Annotated in this window: 16 protein-coding genes and 1 pseudogene; 11 read left to right on the top strand and 6 right to left on the bottom strand. The window is 52.9% G+C overall.

What is annotated here, in order from left to right; all coding sequences use genetic code 11:
- The first annotated feature begins 65 nt into the window (after window positions 1-65).
- Window positions 66-1,808, top strand: coding sequence for a gamma-glutamyltransferase (ggt, locus tag NA389_RS14250; RefSeq protein ID WP_000805104.1), 1,743 nt, complete (start codon window positions 66-68; stop codon window positions 1,806-1,808).
- Window positions 1,809-1,852: 44 nt separating this feature from the next.
- Here ggt and NA389_RS14245 read toward each other — a convergent pair whose 3' ends face one another.
- From NA389_RS14245 to yhhY, 5 genes are all read right to left on the bottom strand, one after another.
- Window positions 1,853-2,887, bottom strand: coding sequence for a phosphotriesterase family protein (locus tag NA389_RS14245; RefSeq protein ID WP_000675712.1), 1,035 nt, complete (start codon window positions 2,885-2,887; stop codon window positions 1,853-1,855).
- Window positions 2,884-3,855, bottom strand: coding sequence for a DMT family transporter (locus NA389_RS14240; RefSeq protein WP_001038948.1), 972 nt, complete (start codon window positions 3,853-3,855; stop codon window positions 2,884-2,886). The genes NA389_RS14245 and NA389_RS14240 overlap by 4 nt, the downstream gene beginning before the upstream one ends.
- Window positions 3,856-3,908: 53 nt before the next feature.
- Complete coding sequence (locus NA389_RS14235) at window positions 3,909-4,670, bottom strand: glutamine amidotransferase (protein WP_001066515.1); 762 nt, start codon at window positions 4,668-4,670, stop codon at window positions 3,909-3,911.
- 15 nt (window positions 4,671-4,685) lie between these two features.
- A complete protein-coding gene (locus NA389_RS14230; protein WP_000667447.1) occupies window positions 4,686-5,900 on the bottom strand; it encodes a PfkB family carbohydrate kinase in 1,215 nt (404 codons plus the stop codon).
- 264 nt (window positions 5,901-6,164) lie between these two features.
- Complete coding sequence (yhhY, locus tag NA389_RS14225; RefSeq protein ID WP_001290279.1) at window positions 6,165-6,653, bottom strand: N-acetyltransferase; 489 nt, start codon at window positions 6,651-6,653, stop codon at window positions 6,165-6,167.
- Between the two features lie 466 nt (window positions 6,654-7,119).
- On the opposite strand from yhhY, the gene NA389_RS14220 reads away from it, so the two are divergent.
- The 5 genes from NA389_RS14220 to gntU all read left to right on the top strand — a co-directional run bounded on the left by NA389_RS14220 (window position 7,120) and on the right by gntU (window position 12,110).
- Window positions 7,120-8,157 carry an oxidoreductase gene (locus NA389_RS14220; RefSeq protein ID WP_000172402.1) on the top strand — a complete coding sequence of 346 codons (1,038 nt, stop codon included), beginning with the start codon at window positions 7,120-7,122 and terminating at the stop codon, window positions 8,155-8,157.
- 123 nt (window positions 8,158-8,280) lie between these two features.
- On the top strand, window positions 8,281-8,976 hold the full coding sequence (locus NA389_RS14215; protein ID WP_000639789.1) for a pirin family protein: 696 nt from the start codon (window positions 8,281-8,283) through the stop codon (window positions 8,974-8,976).
- Between the two features lie 129 nt (window positions 8,977-9,105).
- Window positions 9,106-10,101: a gluconate operon transcriptional repressor GntR gene (gntR, locus tag NA389_RS14210; RefSeq protein ID WP_000730239.1), complete on the top strand. Its 996-nt coding sequence runs from the start codon at window positions 9,106-9,108 to the stop codon at window positions 10,099-10,101.
- Window positions 10,102-10,239: 138 nt separating this feature from the next.
- A complete protein-coding gene (gene gntK, locus NA389_RS14205) occupies window positions 10,240-10,773 on the top strand; it encodes a gluconokinase (protein ID WP_000108342.1) in 534 nt (177 codons plus the stop codon).
- On the top strand, window positions 10,770-12,110 hold the full coding sequence (gntU, locus tag NA389_RS14200) for a gluconate transporter (protein WP_000105950.1): 1,341 nt from the start codon (window positions 10,770-10,772) through the stop codon (window positions 12,108-12,110). The genes gntK and gntU overlap by 4 nt, the downstream gene beginning before the upstream one ends.
- Here the strand turns inward: gntU and NA389_RS14195 are convergent.
- Window positions 12,033-12,407 (bottom strand): annotated as a pseudogene (locus tag NA389_RS14195) (MarC family protein); the annotation flags it as partial. The gene gntU and the pseudogene NA389_RS14195 sit on opposite strands and share 78 nt — an antisense overlap.
- A 126-nt stretch (window positions 12,408-12,533) precedes the next feature.
- Here NA389_RS14195 and asd point away from each other — a divergent pair.
- The 5 genes from asd (at window position 12,534) to glgA (ending at window position 20,889) form a co-directional block, all read left to right on the top strand.
- Window positions 12,534-13,640, top strand: a complete 1,107-nt coding sequence (gene asd / locus NA389_RS14190; RefSeq protein WP_000799940.1) for an aspartate-semialdehyde dehydrogenase — start codon at window positions 12,534-12,536, stop codon at window positions 13,638-13,640.
- Between the two features lie 346 nt (window positions 13,641-13,986).
- A complete protein-coding gene (gene glgB / locus NA389_RS14185) occupies window positions 13,987-16,173 on the top strand; it encodes a 1,4-alpha-glucan branching enzyme (RefSeq protein WP_000098551.1) in 2,187 nt (728 codons plus the stop codon).
- On the top strand, window positions 16,170-18,146 hold the full coding sequence (gene glgX, locus NA389_RS14180) for a glycogen debranching protein GlgX (protein WP_000192471.1): 1,977 nt from the start codon (window positions 16,170-16,172) through the stop codon (window positions 18,144-18,146). Before glgB ends, glgX begins: the two co-directional genes overlap by 4 nt.
- 14 nt (window positions 18,147-18,160) lie before the next feature.
- On the top strand, window positions 18,161-19,456 hold the full coding sequence (gene glgC, locus NA389_RS14175) for a glucose-1-phosphate adenylyltransferase (RefSeq protein ID WP_000253994.1): 1,296 nt from the start codon (window positions 18,161-18,163) through the stop codon (window positions 19,454-19,456).
- Window positions 19,456-20,889, top strand: a complete 1,434-nt coding sequence (gene glgA / locus NA389_RS14170) for a glycogen synthase GlgA (RefSeq protein WP_001197669.1) — start codon at window positions 19,456-19,458, stop codon at window positions 20,887-20,889. The genes glgC and glgA overlap by 1 nt, the downstream gene beginning before the upstream one ends.
- The last annotated feature ends 11 nt before the right edge of the window (window positions 20,890-20,900 follow it).

Below are 20,900 nucleotides of genomic sequence, written 5' to 3'. Positions count from 1 at the left end.
TTTTTTAAGCGTTGTGGACCAGGATTAAACGGGACATACACCCATTTATCTGGAGAAAAACAACGATGAAACCAACGTTTATGCGCTGGGTGGCGATCGCCGCTCTGCTGGCCGGGGGGACGTTTAGCGCGGTGGCCAATCCTCCCGTCGCGCCGCCAGTCTCCTATGGTGTTGAAGAAGATGTCTTTCATCCTGTGCGGGCGACGCAAGGGATGGTGGCGTCCGTGGATGCAATGGCGACGCAGGTTGGCGTGGATATCTTAAAGCAGGGCGGTAATGCCGTGGATGCCGCCGTCGCCGTGGGCTATGCGCTGGCTGTCACGCATCCGCAAGCCGGGAATCTGGGCGGCGGAGGATTTATGCTGCTGCGCACTAAAGATGGCGCTACCACGGCGATCGATTTTCGTGAAATGGCGCCTGCTGGCGCGACCCGTGATATGTTCCTCGACGAGCAGGGTAACGCCGATGCGAAAAAGTCGCTGACGTCGCATCTGGCATCCGGTACGCCGGGTACCGTGGCGGGGTTCTCGCTGGCGCTGGAGAAATACGGCACGATGCCGCTGAATAAAGTGGTGCGTCCGGCGATGAAGCTGGCGGAAGAGGGTTTTGTGGTTAACGATGCGCTGGCCGACGACTTAAAAACTTACGGCAGCGAAGTGATCCCTAATCATGAGAACAGCAAAGTCATTTTCTGGAAAGACGGCGAGCCGCTGAAAAAAGGCGATAAGCTGGTCCAGAAGAATCTGGCGAAAAGCCTGGAAATGATTGCCGAAAACGGCCCGGATGCGTTTTATAAAGGGGCGATTGCCGACCAGATTGCCGGGGAAATGCAGAAGAACGGCGGTCTGATGACCAAAGAGGATTTAGCCAGCTATAAAGCCGTTGAGCGTACGCCAATCAGTGGTGACTATCGCGGGTATCAGGTCTTCTCCATGCCGCCGCCATCCTCGGGCGGTATTCACATCGTACAGATCCTGAATATCCTCGAAAATTTCGACATGAAGAAGTACGACTTTGGCAGCGCCGATGCCATGCAAATCATGGCGGAAGCGGAAAAATATGCCTACGCTGACCGCTCAGAGTATCTGGGCGATCCGGACTTTGTGAAAGTGCCGTGGCAGGCGCTGACCCACAAAGCCTATGCAAAAACGTTGGCCGATCAAATTGATATTAATAAGGCAAAACCTTCCAGTCAGATCAAACCGGGCAAGCTCGCCCCGTATGAAAGCAACCAGACCACCCACTTCTCGGTGGTGGATAAAGACGGCAATGCTGTGGCGGTGACCTATACCCTGAACACCACCTTCGGCACAGGAATTGTGGCGGGAAATACCGGTATTCTGCTGAATAATCAAATGGATGATTTTTCTGCTAAACCCGGTGTACCTAATGTTTATGGCCTGGTGGGCGGCGATGCTAACGCGGTCGGTCCGAAGAAGCGTCCGCTGTCGTCGATGTCGCCGACTATCGTCGTTAAAGATGGCAAAACCTGGCTGGTGACCGGCAGCCCTGGCGGGAGTCGAATCATCACTACCGTGCTGCAAATGGTAGTGAACAGCATTGATTTTGGCATGAACGTCGCCGAAGCGACCAACGCGCCGCGTTTCCATCATCAATGGTTGCCGGACGAACTGCGGGTAGAAAAGGGCTTCAGCCCCGATACGCTGAAGTTGCTGGAACAGAAAGGGCAGAAAGTCGCGCTGAAAGAAGCGATGGGCAGCACCCAAAGTATTATGGTTGGACCGGATGGCGAACTGTACGGCGCGTCTGACCCGCGTTCGGTGGATGATTTAACGGCGGGATACTGATTTTTAATTCCAGGCCCGGTGTCAGACACCGGGCTATTTGCAGATTATGCCGTGAGTAATCGGGCTGGATTATCAATACAAAGCTTGCGCAGAGTATCGTTGTCTACTCCGCGAGCAGCCAGATAGGCGAGGAAGACATTCGGGACAAACCCCCAGCCATTTCCGCCATTTTTCGCCCACATCTGTTTGAGAAAAACATCATGGCTTAAAACGATTTGGTCGGCGTAACCCAGTGCAATCAGATTCGCTACTGCATCTGCGGTCTCCTGAACGCCCGGCGCGACACCTTCTTTTGGGAAGGTGATGTCCAGACCAATCATGTCAAATTCAAGCCATACGCCACGGTTGAGCATTTTACGTTGATAGACGACATCTTTTCCTGAAGGGTCCGAATGCGCCAGCGAGACTTTTGCCGGAGAGACGTTCATTTCTTCCAGCACGATATCCAGCACCTCATCACCCAGTCGCAGCCACCCTGGCATATGGATATTCATCGCCGTGTGGGGGTTGTTACATTGTGCCAGAGACGCTGCCCGCAGGCTGTTACGCTCCGCTTGGGTAAACGCGGGGGATACACCGATTTCACCGATCATGCCAGCGCGAATATCCGTCTCGCCAATACCCTGATTCAGTTCTTTATCAATGAGTGAGGCTAACAGCTCAACAGGTTTATGGATCCGGGTACTTTCAAATTTCTCCAGATAAGGTCCGGATGACGCAACGATATTCAAACCCGTTTTTAAGGCAACTTCTCGTAGCGCTGAGGCATCCCGCCCAATGGATTCTGAACCGGTGGCGTCGACAATCGTCCTGCCGCCCAAAGACATAAAGTTATTGATTTCGAAGATAACATCATCAATCTCTTTGCGGTCCATGTTATCGGCGCAGCAGTATGGGTCGTGTTTCAACCCCCACTGCAGGTCAGCACTGACTTTCTTTCCCACCAGTTGCTGTGAAAAAGCATAATGTGGCTCGTCTACGACCGAAGACAGATCGTTAAACAGATGTTCATGCGGTAGCGTCAGCCCCATATCCGTATGCGCCACCGGGCCTGTTACGGTTTGCAGGAAACCTTTCATTCTGACACCTCTATTCTTTGCGCCATTTTGGATGCTCTGTATTCAGGGATGGTGGTCACAATCGCACCGACTAACGCGAACAGCGTACCGATGATGGTGACCAGGTAGACCGTATTGCCTAATGAAGGGATCAATTCATCAATTAGCACTGAGCCAAGCAGTTGGCCTGCTGTTGACGCTACGCCCAGCATCAATAGCCCTAAGCCTCTCACCAGAATCGCCATTAGCCCGATGGACAGCAGACCCAGCGGACCACCGAGATACATCCACCATGTATCGGGTAACTGGATGGTGACATGGCCTAATGCGATACGTATCGCCAGCGCCGCGCCCAGGACACAAAAGCCGACGATGAAGTTCCATGTAATGGACACCAGCATGGAGCCCGTTGCCTCGGCGACTTTCGCATTCCCTGCAGGCTGCCAGCCAGCGAGTAACCCTGCCAAAAAGGGGAGGATAGCGAGCAGGATAAACGAGGTTGAGTGCCACTGTGGCGACACGACAAAAATGGTGGCGATAACGGCGAACAATGCGCCAGTAATGCGCCATGGCGTAAAATATTTCTTCTCCTCCACACCGATGCCAAAACGGTCGCACAGCAGGCCGGAAAGGAGCAGGGCGGAAATTAATGCCGTTTGAAAGGTGGCAACGCCCAGTGCGCTGGCGGATGCGCCTTCAGAAAATACGACCATCGCCCCGCATAATCCTGCAAACCAATTCCATAGCGGGATTTTTCTCTTTTTAATCAGAGTAGGGATTGAGGCGAATTGCTGGCGTGTTTCTTTGCGCGCAATAATAATAAAAAACATGACGACCAGACCGCTGGCAAACGAGATTACTGCGCAAGCATTACCGTCTTGTAACCAATGTCCTAACTGCCCATTAACGGCAGACTGCATCGGGGAAAGCATACCGGCTAAGATGGTGGCAAGCATCAGTAAGGGGGTTGAGTACTTATTCTTGTTCATACATCAATCCTTATATTTTATAAAAGGAGTAACTTTCGTTACTCCATTGTTTTTTATTTTCTGGCGATGAATTGAAGCGTGTTGACCCACAGGTCGGTATAAAACGGCCATGACATAAACTGCTGGGTTCCCCAGTGTGGGGAGCAGTCACTCATAAAGCAGGCGGTTTTACCCTGTTGGTATTCACCGAACACTAACAATGGGTCATTATTTATTGTTAATACGACATCGGCATCGTCTCTGGCGACGGCCTGGTTATATCCAAGAAATACCGGATAATCTGAGAATCCGTTAACAACAGGATGTTCAGGTGAGACAGCCTCAGCACAGATACCCTCGGGCTTTTCTACCCGGTCATCGCCATCAAGCATAATAACTGGCAGAACCTCAGCAAGAACGGTGTTCTTATAATTGGCTTTTGCCTCAATACCCATAAATGACAGATAACCGCCAATCATGAGTAGTCCACCGCCATTTTTGACGTACTCTTTAATGGACTCCAGAGCGTTTGGTTTTATTTTTAGCTGATAAAATGTCTCGTTTTGCAACAGGAAGGTATTACTACCAATGTCGCTAATAACAATCACATCGTAACGGTTTAATTCGTCAACACTCTCTGGAAAGGCAATTTGTACCGTGTGGGCAGGCATGTAATCAATATCAACGCCGCCTTTCCTCAGGCATTCCAGTAACCATGTAGCGCCTTCTTCATATTTACTGGAGGTGAAACTGTCATAACCTTTTGAATGAATCATATGAATATGCCAGGATTCTCCAATAAAGAGCACCTTTAGTTTTTTCTGCGTATTGTTCATAGTCTGCTCCTTGATTTAGTGAGTAGAGATAGTTTGTTTGTAATGTGAACCCTGAATACGATGAAGAACGGAGTCGTTTTCCGGCATATCAGAGGCATTAGGCGTTTCAACCGCAAGTGAGGCAAATGCGCTGGCGTAGCACAATGCGGATGCCAGTGACTTTCCTTTTGCAAGACCAGATGCGAGGGCGCCATTGAAAGCGTCACCCGCTCCCGCAGTATTTTTTACAACTGCCGGAAATGCCGGGGAATAGATGAATTGTGTGCCATCATAAGCAAGCGAACCTTTGCTACCTAATGTAATAATGGTATTTTTGACGCCTTTCTGATGAATAATTTTGGCCGCGCATTTGGCTGATTCGATATCATTAACCGCCATATTGGCCAGCAGGCCTGCTTCCGTTTCATTTGGCGTAATATAGTCAATGTTATCAATGATAGTGTTAACCATGTCATTGTATGGCGCTGGATTGATGATGACCGGTATGTCATTTTTTTGTGCGAGACGAATTGTTTGCTGCAGCGCTTCGTAATTCGTCTCCAGTTGGACAAGAACAATATCTGAATGAATAATGGCTTCTTTCTGAATGGTGATTTCATCAGGGGAAATTGTCATGTTGGCGCCAGGGTAGATAGCGATGACGTTATCTCCGGTATCTCCATTCACCATGATGGTTGCTGTACCTGTTTGTGTTTCTTTGGTCTGGTAGATAACACTTTTATGGATTTTTGATGAGTTTATAAAATTAATGGCGTAATCACTAAAATGATCTGAGCCGACTTTAGTAATAAAATGCACATCAGAGTCGGCATAGCTTGCTGCTAATGCCTGATTACATCCCTTACCGCCGGGTGAAAAAATAAATTTATCGGCAAGCAATGACTCTCCCGTTGAGGGTAATCTCGGTAGATAACTGATAATATCAACATTGAACGAGCCAATAACACATACATTATTTTTCATGGCAGAGAGACCTTTTTTATTTTTCTGCGCTGATTCATATTTTTCCAGCACATAAGCAATTTCATTTTTTGCGACGTTATCAAGAGAATCAAGGGTAATAAATGCACCACCATGACAGCGAGTAAGATATCCCTGTCCGGCAAGTTCATTGAGATCTGAACGAATAGTTTCCTTTGTTACCTTGAGACTTTTCGCCAGATTTGAAACTTTTACAACTCCCGAAATACTGAGTTCCTTCAATATTCTATGATGGCGTTCAAATTTCATTTTTTACCTCACCGTGGTTAAATTAGTCCCGGGAGGAGTATATTGTTGTGATTGTCACCATAAAGTGATGGCAGAAACCAAAAAAAAACAAAAATGTAATATTAATATTGCTAAAATTACGGAAAAAACGGTGATAAAGCTTAAAGTGGTAATAACCATGAAATTCAGGTGGTTATTGTTTTGATATAGGGGAAGTAGGTTGCAATAACTGGAATGTTGTGAAGGTTTGTGACGTTTCGCCCCACAGGGTGGGGCGGGGAAGCGCTATTTCACGCGCGCCATAAAGTACGCATCAACGTACTCACCGTTGCGCAGGCCGTATTTCTTACCGGTGCCTTCGATTTCAAAGCCGTACTTCTTATACACCGCCACCGCGGGCTCGTTATCAACAAATACCGTTAACTCGATACGCTCGACGCGCAGCCAGTTGTCACACATGTCGATCATCGTGCGGATCAGCGCGCTGGCAATGCCGCGATTGTGCCACCGGGCATCCACGCAGATACCAAAATCGGCCACGTGGCTGCGGCGAGGACGTTGGGTGACCTGAATAGAAAGATGGCCAACGACAATATCGTCAATGCAGGCAACCAGTTGTTTAACCCCGGCTTGCTCGGTTAGCCGCGCCTGCCACATTTCGAGGGAAGGATGAGGAACCTGTAGCGTGTTGTGATACACCTCCGGCTGGGCGTGGATCTGACGAATGGCGTCGTAATCTTTCGGTTCAGCGTGGCGTATCACTATTTCACTCATTCCTTATCTCCTGCAGGGGTAATTGTGTATTTACACTCGCTGAGAAAGAAAATTCCGTCAACCGCATTTTTTTGCAAAAAGAAGTAGACAAGTGCGAATGAGAATGATTATTATTGCCTTGCGTTCAGGGGAACCCCTACGGAGAACCTGAAAGCACGACATTGCTCACATTGCTTCCAGTATTACTTTAGCCAGCTTTTGCTGGCTTTTTTTTGGGTTTTGTTTCAGCCTGGCTTACTTGTCATTTTGTCCCCGGGAAGTGCTCGTGCTCCTCACGTACATTTAGTACGCTCCGGGCCCTGCGCGCTTGCCGTGAACAAACTGACCGCGACGCCGACGGCCGATCTTGAGGCATCTGCTTTTGTAGGCCCGAAAAGTCTTCTCCGCCACCGTCAAAGAATCCAACATTCAGTCTCCTCACGCTTTGCGCTATGGTGTAAACAATCATCTTCAAAAGGATCGTCTCATGACCTTACACTGCGCATTTATTGGATTCGGCAAAAGTACCACCCGTTACCATCTCCCCTATGTTCTGAATCGGAAAGATACCTGGCATGTCGCGCATATTTTCCGTCGTCACGCTAAACCGGAAGAGCAGGCGCCGCAGTATTCACATATTCACTTCACAAGCGATCTGGATGAGGTGTTGGGCGATCCGCAGGTAAAACTGGTGATCGTCTGTACGCATGCTGACAGCCATTTCGAATACGCCAAACGCGCGCTGGAAGCGGGTAAAAATGTGCTGGTTGAGAAACCTTTCACGCCGACGCTGGCGCAGGCAAAAGTGTTGTTCGACCTGGCGCGAAGCAAAGGACTGACCGTTACGCCGTATCAGAATCGGCGTTTTGATTCCTGTTTTCTCACGGCTAAAAAAGCGATTGAGAGCGGGAAACTGGGCAAGATTGTCGAAGTTGAAAGCCATTTTGACTACTACCGACCCGTGGCGGAAACCAAACCGGGCCTGCCGCAAGATGGCGCTTTCTACGGACTTGGCGTCCACACCATGGATCAAATTATTTCGCTATTTGGCCGCCCGGATCATGTCGCGTATGACATTCGTAGCCTGCGTAATAAAGCGAATCCGGATGACACCTTTGAAGCGCAACTATTTTATGGCGATTTGAAGGCTATCGTTAAAACCAGCCACCTGGTGAAAATTGATTACCCGAAATTTATCGTGCATGGGACTAAAGGTTCGTTTGTGAAGTACGGTATCGATCAACAAGAAACCAGCCTGAAAGCGAACATTATGCCCGGTGAACCCGGTTTCGCCGCTGACGAATCCGTCGGCGTGCTGGAATATGTTAACGATGACGGTGTTACGGTGAAAGAAGAGGTGAAACCGGAAACGGGTGACTATGGTCGTGTTTATGATGCGCTGTACCAGACGTTGACCGTCGGTACGCCTAATTACGTCAAGGAATCTGAAGTTCTTACCAACCTGGAAATCCTCGAACGTGCTTTCGAACAGGCAACGCCTGCGACGATAACCCTCGCTAAATAGCCCTTGCAGACTCCTCTGCGCTTATTCATATTTTTTGAACAGAGGAGTCAATTTTCACCCTCTATGATCCCGGACGGAATGAGTCCACACTTATTCCATCGAAAACATCTGGGGGTGAACACAATGATCTACTTACGCAAAGCAAACGACCGCGGTCATGCGAATCATGGCTGGCTTGACTCCTGGCATACCTTTTCTTTTGCCGATTATTACGATCCGAACTTTATGGGGTTCTCGGCGCTGCGTGTGATTAACGACGATGTGATCGACGCAGGCCAGGGGTTCGGCACGCATCCGCATAAAGACATGGAAATTTTGACCTATGTGCTGGAAGGCGCCGTAGAACACCAGGATAGTATGGGCAATAAAGAACAGGTTCCGGCAGGTGAATTCCAGATTATGAGCGCCGGGACCGGCGTTCGCCACTCCGAGTACAACCCGAGCAAAACGGATCGTCTGCGGCTGTACCAGATCTGGATCATTCCGCAAGAAACCGGCATCACGCCGCGCTACGAACAGCGTCGCTTCGACGCCGCGCAGGGCAAGCAACTGGTGCTTTCGCCAGATGCTCGCGATGGTTCGCTGAAGGTCCACCAGGATATGGAGCTGTACCGCTGGGCGCTGCTCAAAGATGAGCAGTCGGTGCATCAGATTGCCGCTGAGCGCCGCGTCTGGATCCAGGTGGTAAAAGGTAACGTGACCATTAACGGTACTAAAGCCACCACCAGCGATGGTCTGGCGATTTGGGATGAGCAGGCAATCTCGATTCATGCCGACAGCGACAGTGAAGTGTTGCTGTTTGACTTGCCGCCAGTTTAACGTGCTGTAACCTTTTGTAGGCCGGATAAGACGCGAAAGCGTTGCCATCCGGCTTTTCATCGTTTGTCATTAATTCCGCACGTCCGTGGTAAACTGGGCAAATCTATCCCTTTTATACCTTTCAGGACGATGAAAAAGAAAAGACCCGTACTTCAGGATGTGGCCGACCGTGTGGGCGTGACCAAAATGACGGTCAGCCGTTTTTTGCGTAATCCGGAGCAGGTCTCCGTCGCGCTGCGGGGTAAAATTGCGGCTGCGCTTGATGAGCTCGGGTACATTCCTAATCGCGCGCCTGACATTCTTTCCAACGCCACCAGCCGCGCCATTGGCGTTCTGCTGCCGTCTTTAACCAACCAGGTCTTTGCGGAAGTGTTACGCGGTATTGAGGCTGTCACCGATGCCCACGGGTATCAAACCATGCTGGCGCACTACGGCTATAAACCGGAGATGGAGCAGGAGCGCCTGGAATCGATGCTCTCCTGGAATATCGACGGCCTGATCCTCACTGAGCGTACCCATACGCCGCGCACCTTAAAAATGATCGAAGTCGCCGGGATTCCGGTGGTGGAACTGATGGACAGCCAGTCGCCATGTCTCGATATTGCCGTCGGTTTTGACAACTTCGAGGCCGCCCGTCAGATGACCGCCGCGATTATCGCGCGTGGTCATCGTCATATCGCCTATCTGGGGGCGCGCCTCGACGAACGTACTATCATCAAGCAGAAGGGCTATGAACAGGCGATGCGGGACGCAGGCCTGGTTCCTTACAGTGTGATGATGGAGCAATCTTCATCCTACTCTTCCGGTATCGAACTCATGCGCCAGGCGCGACGCGAATACCCACAGCTTGACGGTATTTTTTGCACCAACGATGACCTGGCGGTGGGGGCGGCCTTCGAATGCCAGCGCCTGGGGCTAAAAATCCCGGACGACATGGCGATCGCCGGGTTCCACGGTCATGACATCGGCCAGGTGATGGAACCGCGTCTGGCAAGCGTCCTGACGCCGCGCGAGCGAATGGGCAGCATTGGCGCGGAACGCCTGTTGGCCCGCATTCGCGGCGAAACGGTCACGCCGAAAATGTTAGATTTAGGTTTCACCTTGTCACCGGGCGGATCTATTTAGTCTGACAACTTTGAAGTAGCTCACACTTATTCACTTTTGGCACGAATGGTCATTGCGTCGTGAATGGTGCGGTTGGACAATGTTACCGATAACAGTTACCCGTAACAAATTTTGCAACTTGTAGAGTGGGGGCCCGCTTTGAGCACGACTAATCATGATCACCACGTTTACGTTCTGATGGGCGTATCAGGCAGCGGTAAATCCGCTGTCGCAAGCGCCGTGGCGCATCAGCTTCATGCCGCGTTTCTGGACGGCGATTTTCTGCATCCGCGCTGCAATATTGAAAAAATGGCCTCCGGCGAGCCGTTGAATGATGATGACCGCAAACCGTGGTTGCAGGCGCTGAACGACGCCGCTTTCGCGATGCAGCGTACCAATAAAATCTCGCTGATTGTCTGTTCCGCATTGAAAAAACACTATCGCGACCTGCTGCGCGAGGGAAACCCGAACCTCTCTTTTATCTATCTGAAAGGTGATTTCGACGTCATTGAAAGCCGTCTGAAAGCGCGCAAAGGTCATTTCTTCAAAACCCAGATGCTGGTGACGCAGTTTGAAACGCTGCAAGAGCCGGGTGCCGACGAACGCGATGTTCTGGTGGTGGATATCGACCAGCCGCTGGAAGGCGTCGTGGCGAGCACCATTGAGGTCATCAATAAAGGCAGTACGCTGTGAGTACATTAACACTGGTTTTAACCGCCGTCGGTTCCGTCTTACTGCTGCTGTTTCTCGTGATGAAGGCGCGTATGCACGCCTTCGTCGCGTTAATGGTCGTCTCGATGGGCGCGGGGCTTTTTTCAGGGATGCCGCTTGATAAAATCGCCGCGACCATGGAAAAAGGGATGGGCGGCACGCTGGGATTCCTGGCGATTGTGGTCGCGCTGGGGGCGATGTTTGGCAAGATTCTGCATGAAACCGGCGCGGTCGATCAGATAGCCGTGAAAATGCTTAAATCCTTTGGCCATAACCGCGCGCACTATGCGATTGGCCTGGCCGGCTTGATTTGCGCGCTCCCGCTGTTCTTTGAAGTGGCGATTGTGCTGCTGATAAGTGTGGCGTTCTCAATGGCGCGTCATACCGGCACAAACCTGGTGAAGCTGGTCATTCCGCTGTTTGCGGGCGTGGCGGCAGCCGCGGCGTTTTTGTTGCCTGGGCCTGCGCCGATGCTGCTGGCTTCCCAGATGCATGCTGATTTCGGCTGGATGATCCTGATTGGGCTGTGCGCCGCCATTCCTGGCATGATTATCGCCGGGCCGCTGTGGGGGAATTTTATCAGCCGTTACGTTGAGCTGCGTATTCCTGACGACATTACCGAGCCGCATCTGGGCGAAGGCAAAATGCCTTCTTTCGGCTTCAGCCTGTCGCTGATCCTGCTGCCGTTGGTGCTGGTAGGACTGAAAACGATCGCCGCGCGTTTTGTGCCGGAAGGTTCCACCGCTTACGAATGGTTTGAGTTTATCGGCCACCCCTTCACTGCGATTCTGGTCGCTTGTCTGGTAGCGATTTACGGCCTGGCGATGCGTCAGGGGATGCCGAAAGACAAAGTGATGGAAATCTGCGGCCACGCGCTGCAACCGGCGGGCATTATTCTGCTGGTGATTGGCGCAGGCGGGGTGTTCAAACAGGTACTGGTTGACTCCGGCGTCGGCCCGGCGCTGGGCGAAGCGTTAACCGGCATGGGGCTGCCGATTGCCATTACCTGCTTTGTGCTGGCGGCGGCGGTGCGCATCATTCAGGGTTCCGCGACCGTGGCGTGTTTAACCGCGGTCGGTCTGGTTATGCCGGTCATTGAGCAACTGAATTTCTCCGGCGCGCAGATGGCGGCGCTCTCTATCTGTATCGCCGGCGGTTCAATTGTGGTTTCTCATGTTAACGACGCCGGCTTCTGGCTGTTCGGTAAATTTACCGGCGCGACCGAAGCGCAGACGCTGAAGACCTGGACGATGATGGAAACTATCCTCGGCACGGTCGGCGCGATTGTCGGAATGATTGCTTTCCAACTGCTGAGCTGAGTCTTGTTGCCCGGTGGCGCTGTGCTTACCGGGCCTGGAAACGGGCACATATCGACACCGTAAGCCGGGTAAGGCGTAATCGCTACCCGGTTTTTTTATTGAGGTGTGCATGGCAATCGCCCAACGACATTTTGCCTCGCCATGTTTCAGTACGCGCATAAAAGCAGGCAAATTTCTACGCTGATCCATAATTAGGATCAATAAAACAGCGACGGAAATGATTCCCTTCCTAACGCAAATTCCCTGATAATCGCCACTGGACTTTCTGCTTGCGCGGTAAGGCAGGATAAGTCGCATTACTGATGGCTTCGCTATCATTGATTAATTTCACTTGCGACTTTGGCTGCTTTTTGTATGGTGAAGGATGCGCCACAGGATACTGGCGCGCATACACAGCACATCTCTTTGCAGGAAAAAAACACTATGAAAAATGTTGGTTTTATCGGCTGGCGCGGAATGGTCGGCTCTGTTCTCATGCAACGCATGGTAGAGGAGCGCGATTTCGACGCTATTCGCCCTGTTTTCTTTTCTACCTCCCAGTTTGGACAGGCGGCGCCCACCTTCGGCGACACCTCCACCGGCACGCTACAGGACGCTTTTGATCTGGATGCGCTAAAAGCGCTCGATATCATCGTGACCTGCCAGGGCGGCGATTATACCAACGAAATTTATCCAAAGCTGCGCGAAAGCGGATGGCAAGGTTACTGGATTGACGCGGCTTCTACGCTGCGCATGAAAGATGATGCCATTATTATTCTCGACCCGGTCAACCAGGACGTGATTACCGACGGCCTGAACAATGGCGTGAAGACCTTTGTGGGCGGTAACTGTACCGTTAGCCTGATGTTGATGTCGCTGGGCGGTCTCTTTGCCCATAATCTCGTTGACTGGGTATCCGTCGCGACCTATCAGGCCGCCTCCGGCGGCGGCGCGCGCCATATGCGCGAGCTGTTAACCCAAATGGGTCAGTTGTATGGCCATGTCGCCGATGAACTGGCGACGCCGTCTTCCGCAATTCTTGATATTGAACGCAAAGTTACGGCATTGACCCGCAGCGGCGAGCTGCCGGTTGATAACTTTGGCGTACCGCTGGCGGGAAGCCTGATCCCCTGGATCGACAAACAGCTCGATAACGGCCAAAGCCGCGAAGAGTGGAAAGGCCAGGCGGAAACCAACAAGATCCTCAATACTGCCTCTGTGATCCCGGTTGATGGTTTGTGTGTGCGCGTCGGCGCACTGCGCTGTCACAGCCAGGCGTTCACCATTAAGCTGAAAAAAGAGGTATCCATTCCGACGGTGGAAGAACTGCTGGCGGCACATAATCCGTGGGCGAAAGTGGTGCCGAACGATCGTGATATCACTATGCGCGAATTAACCCCGGCGGCGGTGACCGGCACGTTGACTACGCCGGTTGGTCGTCTGCGTAAGCTGAACATGGGGCCAGAGTTCTTGTCGGCGTTTACCGTAGGCGACCAGTTGTTATGGGGCGCCGCCGAGCCGCTGCGTCGAATGCTGCGCCAGTTGGCGTAGTGGCTATTGCAGCGCTTATCGGGCCTGCGTGTGGTTCTGTAGGCCGGATAAGGCGCGTTAGCGCCGCCATCCGGCGGGGAAATTTGTGTTAAACCAGGGGTGCATCGTCACCCTTTTTTTGCGTAATACAGGAGTAAACGCAGATGTTTCATTTTTATCAGGAGTTAAGCAGAGCATTGGCTATTCTTTAAGGGTAGCTTAATCCCACGGGTATTAAGCCTAACCTGAAGGTAGGACGACGCAGATAGGATGCACAGTGTGCTGCGCCGTTCAGGTCAAAGAAGTGTCACTACCTGATGTTGAATTCAGTGAGATGGAGTGACGCCACAAAACAGGATGACAAACCATGTCCAGTCGTATCGATAGAGACGTGATTAATGCGCTAATTGCAGGACATTTTGCGGACCCTTTTTCCGTACTCGGAATGCACCAGACCCAAGCCGGACTAGAAGTCCGCGCCCTATTACCTGACGCCACCGACGTATGGGTGATTGAACCCAAAACCGGACGTAAAGTCGGCAAACTGGAATGTCTCGACGCTCGCGGTTTTTTCTGCGGCGTTTTACCCCGACGTAAAAATTTCTTTCGCTATCAGCTCGCCGTGACCTGGCACGGACAGCAGAACCTCATCGACGATCCTTACCGTTTTGGTCCATTAATACAGGAAATGGATGCCTGGCTATTGTCGGAAGGCACCCACCTGCGTCCTTATGAAACGCTGGGCGCGCACGCCGATACGATGGATGGCGTCACCGGCACCCGTTTCTCCGTCTGGGCGCCTAATGCTCGTCGCGTTTCGGTTGTCGGGCAATTCAACTATTGGGATGGGCGTCGCCACCCGATGCGTCTGCGCAAAGAGAGCGGTATTTGGGAGCTGTTTATCCCCGGCGCGCATAATGGACAACTGTATAAATTCGAGCTGCTTGATGCGAACGGTAATCTGCGCATTAAAGCCGATCCCTATGCTTTTGAGGCGCAGATGCGTCCGGAAACGGCGTCGATGATTTGCGGACTGCCGGAGAAAGTGACGCCAAGCGAAGAACGACAAAAAGCCAATCAGTTTGATGCGCCGATCTCGATTTATGAGGTGCATTTAGGTTCATGGCGCCGCCATACGGATAACAATTTCTGGCTGAGCTATCGTGAGCTGGCGGATCAGCTTGTGCCTTACGCCAAATGGATGGGCTTTACGCACCTTGAGCTCTTGCCGGTCAACGAACATCCGTTTGACGGCAGTTGGGGCTACCAGCCGACCGGCCTCTACGCGCCGACCCGCCGCTTTGGTACGCGGGACGACTTCCGCTATTTCATCAATGCGGCCCATGCGGCGGGCCTTAACGTCATTCTCGACTGGGTGCCGGGCCATTTCCCGTCCGATGAATTTAGCCTCGCGGAGTTTGACGGCACCCACCTCTATGAGCACAGCGACCCGCGCGAGGGCTATCACCAGGACTGGAATACGCTGATCTACAACTATGGTCGTCGTGAAGTCAGTAATTATCTGGTGGGTAACGCCCTGTACTGGATGGAGCGTTTTGGGATTGATGCGCTGCGTGTCGATGCGGTGGCCTCTATGATCTACCGCGACTACAGCCGCAAAGAGGGCGAGTGGATACCGAACGAGTTCGGCGGTCGTGAAAACCTGGAAGCCATTGAGTTTCTGCGTAATACCAACCGCATTATTGGCGAGCAGGTGCCCGGCGCGGTCAGCATGGCGGAAGAGTCGACAGACTTCTCTGGCGTGACGCGTCCACCGGAAACGGGCGGCCTGGGGTTCTGGTACAAGTGGAACCTGGGCTGGATGCACGACACGCTGGACTATATGAAGCTGGACCCAGTGTACCGCCAGTATCATCACGACAAGCTGACCTTTGGTATGTTGTACAACCATACCGAAAACTTTGTTCTGCCGCTGTCGCACGATGAGGTGGTTCACGGCAAGAAATCCATTCTCGATCGTATGCCGGGCGATGCGTGGCAAAAATTCGCCAACCTGCGCGCCTACTATGGCTGGATGTGGGCCTTCCCCGGCAAGAAACTGCTGTTTATGGGGAATGAGTTTGCCCAGGGACGCGAGTGGAACCATGACGCCAGCCTCGACTGGCACTTGCTGGAGGGGGGCGATAACTGGCACCACGGGGTTCAGCGTCTGGTACGCGATCTCAACCACACCTATCGCCACCATAAAGCGTTGCATGAGCTGGATTTTGATGCTTACGGCTTTGAGTGGCTGGTGGTCGATGACAATGAACGCTCGGTACTGATTTTTGTACGCCGTGATAAAGCCGGTAACGAGATCATCGTCGCCAGCAACTTTACGCCCGTTCCTCGCCACGACTACCGTTTTGGCATCAACCAGCCGGGACGCTGGCGTGAAATTCTCAATACTGATTCGATACATTATCACGGTAGCAACACCGGCAACGGCGGCGTGGTGCACAGCGATGAGATCGAAAGCCATGGCCGTCAGCACTCTCTTAGCCTGACGTTACCGCCGTTGGCGACGATCTGGCTGATGCGGGAGGGGGAATGACGCAGCTTGCGATCGGCGAAGCAACGCCGCATGGCGCAACGTATGACGGTCATGGCGTGAATTTCACGCTCTTTTCCGCCCATGCGGAGCGCGTAGATCTGTGCGTTTTTGATTCCCGAGGGAATGAGCGCCGCTATGACCTGCCAGGACGTCGCGGCGATGTCTGGCATGGTTATCTGGCAGGCGCCAGGCCTGGTTTGCGCTATGGCTATCGCGTACATGGCCCGTGGCAGCCAGCGCAGGGGCATCGGTTTAATCCGGCGAAGTTACTGCTTGATCCTTATGCGCGCCGGGTGGAGGGCGAACTAAAAGATCATCCGCTGTTGCACGGCGGACACGATGAACCGGATTACCGCGATAACGCGGCGGTGGCGCCGAAAAGCGTGATAATCAGCGACCATTATGACTGGGAAGATGACGCCGCGCCGCGCACGCCGTGGGGAAAAACGGTCATCTATGAAGCGCATGTCAAAGGGCTGACCTACCTGCATCCGGAACTCCCCCAGGAGATACGCGGCACCTATAAAGCGCTCGGTCATCCGGTCATGGTGGCGTATTTCAAACAGCTTGGCATTACGGCGCTGGAACTGTTGCCGGTGGCGCAGTTTGCCAGCGAGCCGCGCCTGCAACGTATGGGACTGACCAATTATTGGGGTTATAACCCGATGGCGATGTTCGCGCTGCATCCCGCCTGGGCCAGTTCGCCCGAGACGGCGCTGGACGAGTTTCGCGACGCGGTGAAAGCGCTGCATCGCGCGGGGATTGAGGTCATTCTGGACATCGTATTAAACCATAGCGCCGAGCTGGATCTGGACGGTCCAACCTTCTCCCTGCGCGGAATTGATAACCGTAGCTATTATTGGATAAGGGACGATGGCGATTATCACAACTGGACGGGGTGCGGCAACACGCTCAATTTAAGCCATCCTGGCGTGGTGGAATACGCGTGCGAGTGTTTGCGCTATTGGGTGGAAACCTGTCATGTCGATGGTTTTCGTTTTGATTTGGCGTCCGTCATGGGGCGCACGCCGACGTTTCGCCAGGATGCGCCGCTGTTCGCCGCGATTAAAGCGTGTCCTGTGTTATCAACGGTCAAGCTGATTGCTGAACCGTGGGATATTGGCGAGGGCGGCTATCAGGTCGGGAATTTTCCGCCACCGTTTGCCGAGTGGAACGATCATTTTCGCGATGCGGCCCGCCGATTCTGGTTGCCGCGTAACCTGACGACGGGGGAATTTGCCTGTCGTTTCGCCGCTTCCAGCGATGTGTTTAAACGCAATGGCCGCACGCCCGGCGCCTCTGTCAATCTGCTCACGGCGCATGACGGTTTTACGCTCCGGGACTGCGTCTGTTTCAATCAGAAACACAATGAGGCGAACGGTGAGGAAAATCGCGACGGCACCAACAGCAATTACAGCGACAATCATGGTAAAGAAGGATTAGGCGGTCCGCTTGATTTAATGGAGCGGCGGCGCGACAGCATTCATGCCCTGCTGGCGACGCTACTGCTCTCTCAGGGAACGCCGATGCTGCTGGCAGGCGATGAACATGGCCATAGCCAGCACGGCAACAATAACGCCTACTGTCAGGATAATGCCTTAACCTGGCTGGACTGGCAGCAGGCAAACCGTGGGTTAACCACGTTTACCGCCGCGCTGATTCGTTTGCGTCAGCAGATACCGGCTTTAACCGGCAATAGCTGGTGGGAAGAAGGCGATGGCAACGTGCGTTGGCTGAATAAAAACGCGCAACCCTTGAGTGCGGATGAGTGGCAAAACGGGCCTAAGCTGATGCAAATTCTGTTGTCGGACCGTTTTCTGATTGCGATAAATGCCACGCTTGAGGTGACAGATATAGTTTTACCCGAAGGGGAATGGCGCGCCGTTCCCCCATTCGCTGGAGAGGATAATCCGGTGATAACGGCGGTCTGGCAGGGACCTGCGCATGGACTGTGTGTGTTCCAGAGAGGATAAAAAAGGAGTTAATCATGGTGAGTTTAGAGAAGAACGATCGTGTAATGTTGGCGCGCCAGCTGCCACTGAAATCTGTTGCCCTAATCCTGGCTGGCGGCCGCGGCACGCGTCTAAAAGATTTAACGAACAAACGCGCCAAACCAGCCGTCCACTTTGGTGGGAAGTTCCGCATCATCGATTTCGCCTTATCTAATTGTCTGAACTCCGGGATTCGCCGTATCGGCGTGATCACTCAGTATCAGTCCCATACGCTGGTGCAGCATATTCAGCGCGGCTGGTCACTGTTTAGCGAAGAGATGAACGAATTTGTCGATCTGCTGCCAGCTCAACAGCGTATGAAGGGCGAAAACTGGTATCGCGGCACGGCAGACGCGGTGACCCAGAACCTGGATATTATTCGTCGCTATAAAGCGGAATATGTCGTCATCCTGGCAGGCGATCATATCTACAAGCAGGACTACTCGCGTATGTTGATCGATCACGTTGAAAAGGGCGCGCGTTGCACGGTGGCCTGTATGCCGGTGCCAATCAAAGAAGCGACGGCGTTCGGCGTGATGGCGGTCGATGAAAGCGACAAGATTATTGATTTTGTCGAAAAACCGGCGAATCCCCCCGCAATGCCTGGTGACGCCAGCAAAGCGCTGGCCAGTATGGGCATTTACGTTTTTGACGCCGATTACCTGTATGAATTGCTGGCGGCAGACGATAAAGATGACGCTTCCAGCCACGATTTCGGTAAAGACATTATCCCCAAAATCACCCGCGAAGGTATGGCTTACGCGCATCCTTTCCCGCTCTCCTGCGTGCAGTCCGATCCGCAAGCCGAACCGTACTGGCGCGATGTAGGTACGCTGGAAGCTTACTGGAAGGCGAACCTGGATTTAGCCTCGGTGACGCCGGAGCTGGATATGTATGACCAGAACTGGCCTATCCGTACGCATATGGAATCGCTACCGCCTGCGAAATTCGTGCAGGACCGCTCCGGTAGCCACGGTATGACGCTGAACTCGCTGGTCTCCGGCGGCTGCATTATCTCCGGTTCGGTGGTGGTGCAATCTGTGCTCTTCCCACGGGTGAGAATAAATTCTTTTTGTAATATTGATTCGGCAGTGTTGTTACCTGAGGTTTGGGTAGGGCGCTCCTGCCGTTTACGTCGCTGTGTTATTGACCGTGCCTGTATTATCCCGGAAGGCATGGTGATTGGTGAAAATGCGGAAGAGGACGCTCGTCGTTTCTACCGTTCAGAAGAAGGTATTGTACTGGTCACGCGTGAAATGCTGCGCAAACTGCAGGTCAAACAGGAGCGATAATGCAGGTTTTACATGTATGTTCAGAGATGTTCCCCCTGCTGAAGACTGGGGGGCTGGCGGATGTGATAGGCGCGTTGCCTGCGGCACAAATTGCGGATGGTGTTGATGTTCGCGTTCTGCTTCCAGGGTTTCCCGATATCCGTCGGGGGATACCCGATGCGCATGTGGTGAGCCGCCGCGATACTTTCGCCGGTAAGATATCGCTGCTGTTCGGGCATTATAACGGCGTGGGCATTTATCTGATCGACGCGCCGCATCTGTACGAGCGTCCAGGCAGTCCCTATCACGATACGAATTTATATGCTTATACCGATAACGTGCTGCGCTTTGCCCTGTTAGGGTGGGTCGGCTGTGAAATGGCCTGCGGACTTGATCCATTCTGGCGCCCCGACGTGGTGCACGCCCATGACTGGCACGCCGGGCTGGCGCCCGCCTATCTGGCGGCGCGCGGGCGGCCGGCGAAATCGGTCTTTACCGTACACAACCTGGCCTATCAAGGCATGTTTTATGCAAAGCATATGGATGACATCGAACTGCCGTGGTCATTCTTTAATATGCATGGGCTGGAGTTCAACGGACAACTCTCCTTTTTGAAGGCCGGTTTGTACTATGCCGACCATATTACGGCGGTGAGCCCGACCTATGCGCGTGAAATTACCGAACCGCAGTTTGCTTATGGTATGGAAGGCCTGCTGCGTCAGCGTCATCTGGAAGGGCGCTTGTCCGGCATACTGAACGGCGTGGATGAGAAGATCTGGAACCCGGAATCCGATCTGCTGCTGGCGTCGCGCTACACGCGCGATACCCTGGAAGAGAAGGCGGAAAACAAACGTCAGCTACAAATTGCGATGGGGTTGAAGGTTAACGACAAAGTGCCGCTGTTCGCCGTGGTAAGCCGTCTGACCAACCAGAAAGGTCTGGATCTGGTGCTGGAGGCGTTACCGGGGCTGCTGGAGCAGGGCGGGCAGTTGGCGCTACTCGGCGCGGGCGATCCGGTGCTTCAGGAGGGGTTCCTCGCGGCGGCGGCGGAACACCCAGGGCAGGTTGGCGTACAGATCGGCTATCACGAAGCTTTCTCGCATCGCATTATGGGCGGCGCGGACGTCATTCTGGTGCCCAGTCGTTTCGAACCGTGCGGCTTAACGCAGTTATATGGCTTAAAGTATGGCACGCTGCCTCTGGTGCGGCGTACCGGGGGGTTGGCCGATACGGTCTCCGACAGTTCGCTGGAAAATTTGGCGGACGGTATCGCCAGCGGTTTTGTCTTCGAAGACAGTAACGCCTGGTCGTTGCTACGCGCGATTCGGCGTGCTTTTGTGTTGTGGTCACGGCCTTCGCTTTGGCGGTTTGTACAACGGCAGGCGATGGCGATGGATTTTAGCTGGCAAGTTGCCGCGAAATCATACCGCGAGCTGTACTATCGCTTGAAATAGTCATCCAGGAA

It is taken from the genome of Salmonella sp. NW645 (assembly GCF_051703725.1).
In the GTDB taxonomy this organism is placed as follows: domain Bacteria; phylum Pseudomonadota; class Gammaproteobacteria; order Enterobacterales; family Enterobacteriaceae; genus Salmonella; species Salmonella enterica.
This window is presented reverse-complemented; position numbering and strand designations above follow the sequence as displayed.

What these genes read in the sequence shown, in the direction of transcription:
- NA389_RS14240 (WP_001038948.1), bottom strand. Translation starts at nt 3,855, where the DNA reads ATGAACAAGAATAAGTACTCAACCCCCTTACTGATGCTTGCCACCATC.
- NA389_RS14230 (WP_000667447.1), bottom strand. Translation starts at nt 5,900, where the DNA reads ATGAAATTTGAACGCCATCATAGAATATTGAAGGAACTCAGTATTTCG.
- asd (WP_000799940.1), top strand. Translation starts at nt 12,534, where the DNA reads ATGAAAAATGTTGGTTTTATCGGCTGGCGCGGAATGGTCGGCTCTGTT.
- glgA (WP_001197669.1), top strand. Translation starts at nt 19,456, where the DNA reads ATGCAGGTTTTACATGTATGTTCAGAGATGTTCCCCCTGCTGAAGACT.
- yhhY (WP_001290279.1), bottom strand. Translation starts at nt 6,653, where the DNA reads ATGAGTGAAATAGTGATACGCCACGCTGAACCGAAAGATTACGACGCC.
- glgX (WP_000192471.1), top strand. Translation starts at nt 16,170, where the DNA reads ATGACGCAGCTTGCGATCGGCGAAGCAACGCCGCATGGCGCAACGTAT.
- NA389_RS14245 (WP_000675712.1), bottom strand. Translation starts at nt 2,887, where the DNA reads ATGAAAGGTTTCCTGCAAACCGTAACAGGCCCGGTGGCGCATACGGAT.
- gntR (WP_000730239.1), top strand. Translation starts at nt 9,106, where the DNA reads ATGAAAAAGAAAAGACCCGTACTTCAGGATGTGGCCGACCGTGTGGGC.
- NA389_RS14235 (WP_001066515.1), bottom strand. Translation starts at nt 4,670, where the DNA reads ATGAACAATACGCAGAAAAAACTAAAGGTGCTCTTTATTGGAGAATCC.
- glgC (WP_000253994.1), top strand. Translation starts at nt 18,161, where the DNA reads ATGGTGAGTTTAGAGAAGAACGATCGTGTAATGTTGGCGCGCCAGCTG.
- NA389_RS14215 (WP_000639789.1), top strand. Translation starts at nt 8,281, where the DNA reads ATGATCTACTTACGCAAAGCAAACGACCGCGGTCATGCGAATCATGGC.
- ggt (WP_000805104.1), top strand. Translation starts at nt 66, where the DNA reads ATGAAACCAACGTTTATGCGCTGGGTGGCGATCGCCGCTCTGCTGGCC.
- glgB (WP_000098551.1), top strand. Translation starts at nt 13,987, where the DNA reads ATGTCCAGTCGTATCGATAGAGACGTGATTAATGCGCTAATTGCAGGA.
- NA389_RS14220 (WP_000172402.1), top strand. Translation starts at nt 7,120, where the DNA reads ATGACCTTACACTGCGCATTTATTGGATTCGGCAAAAGTACCACCCGT.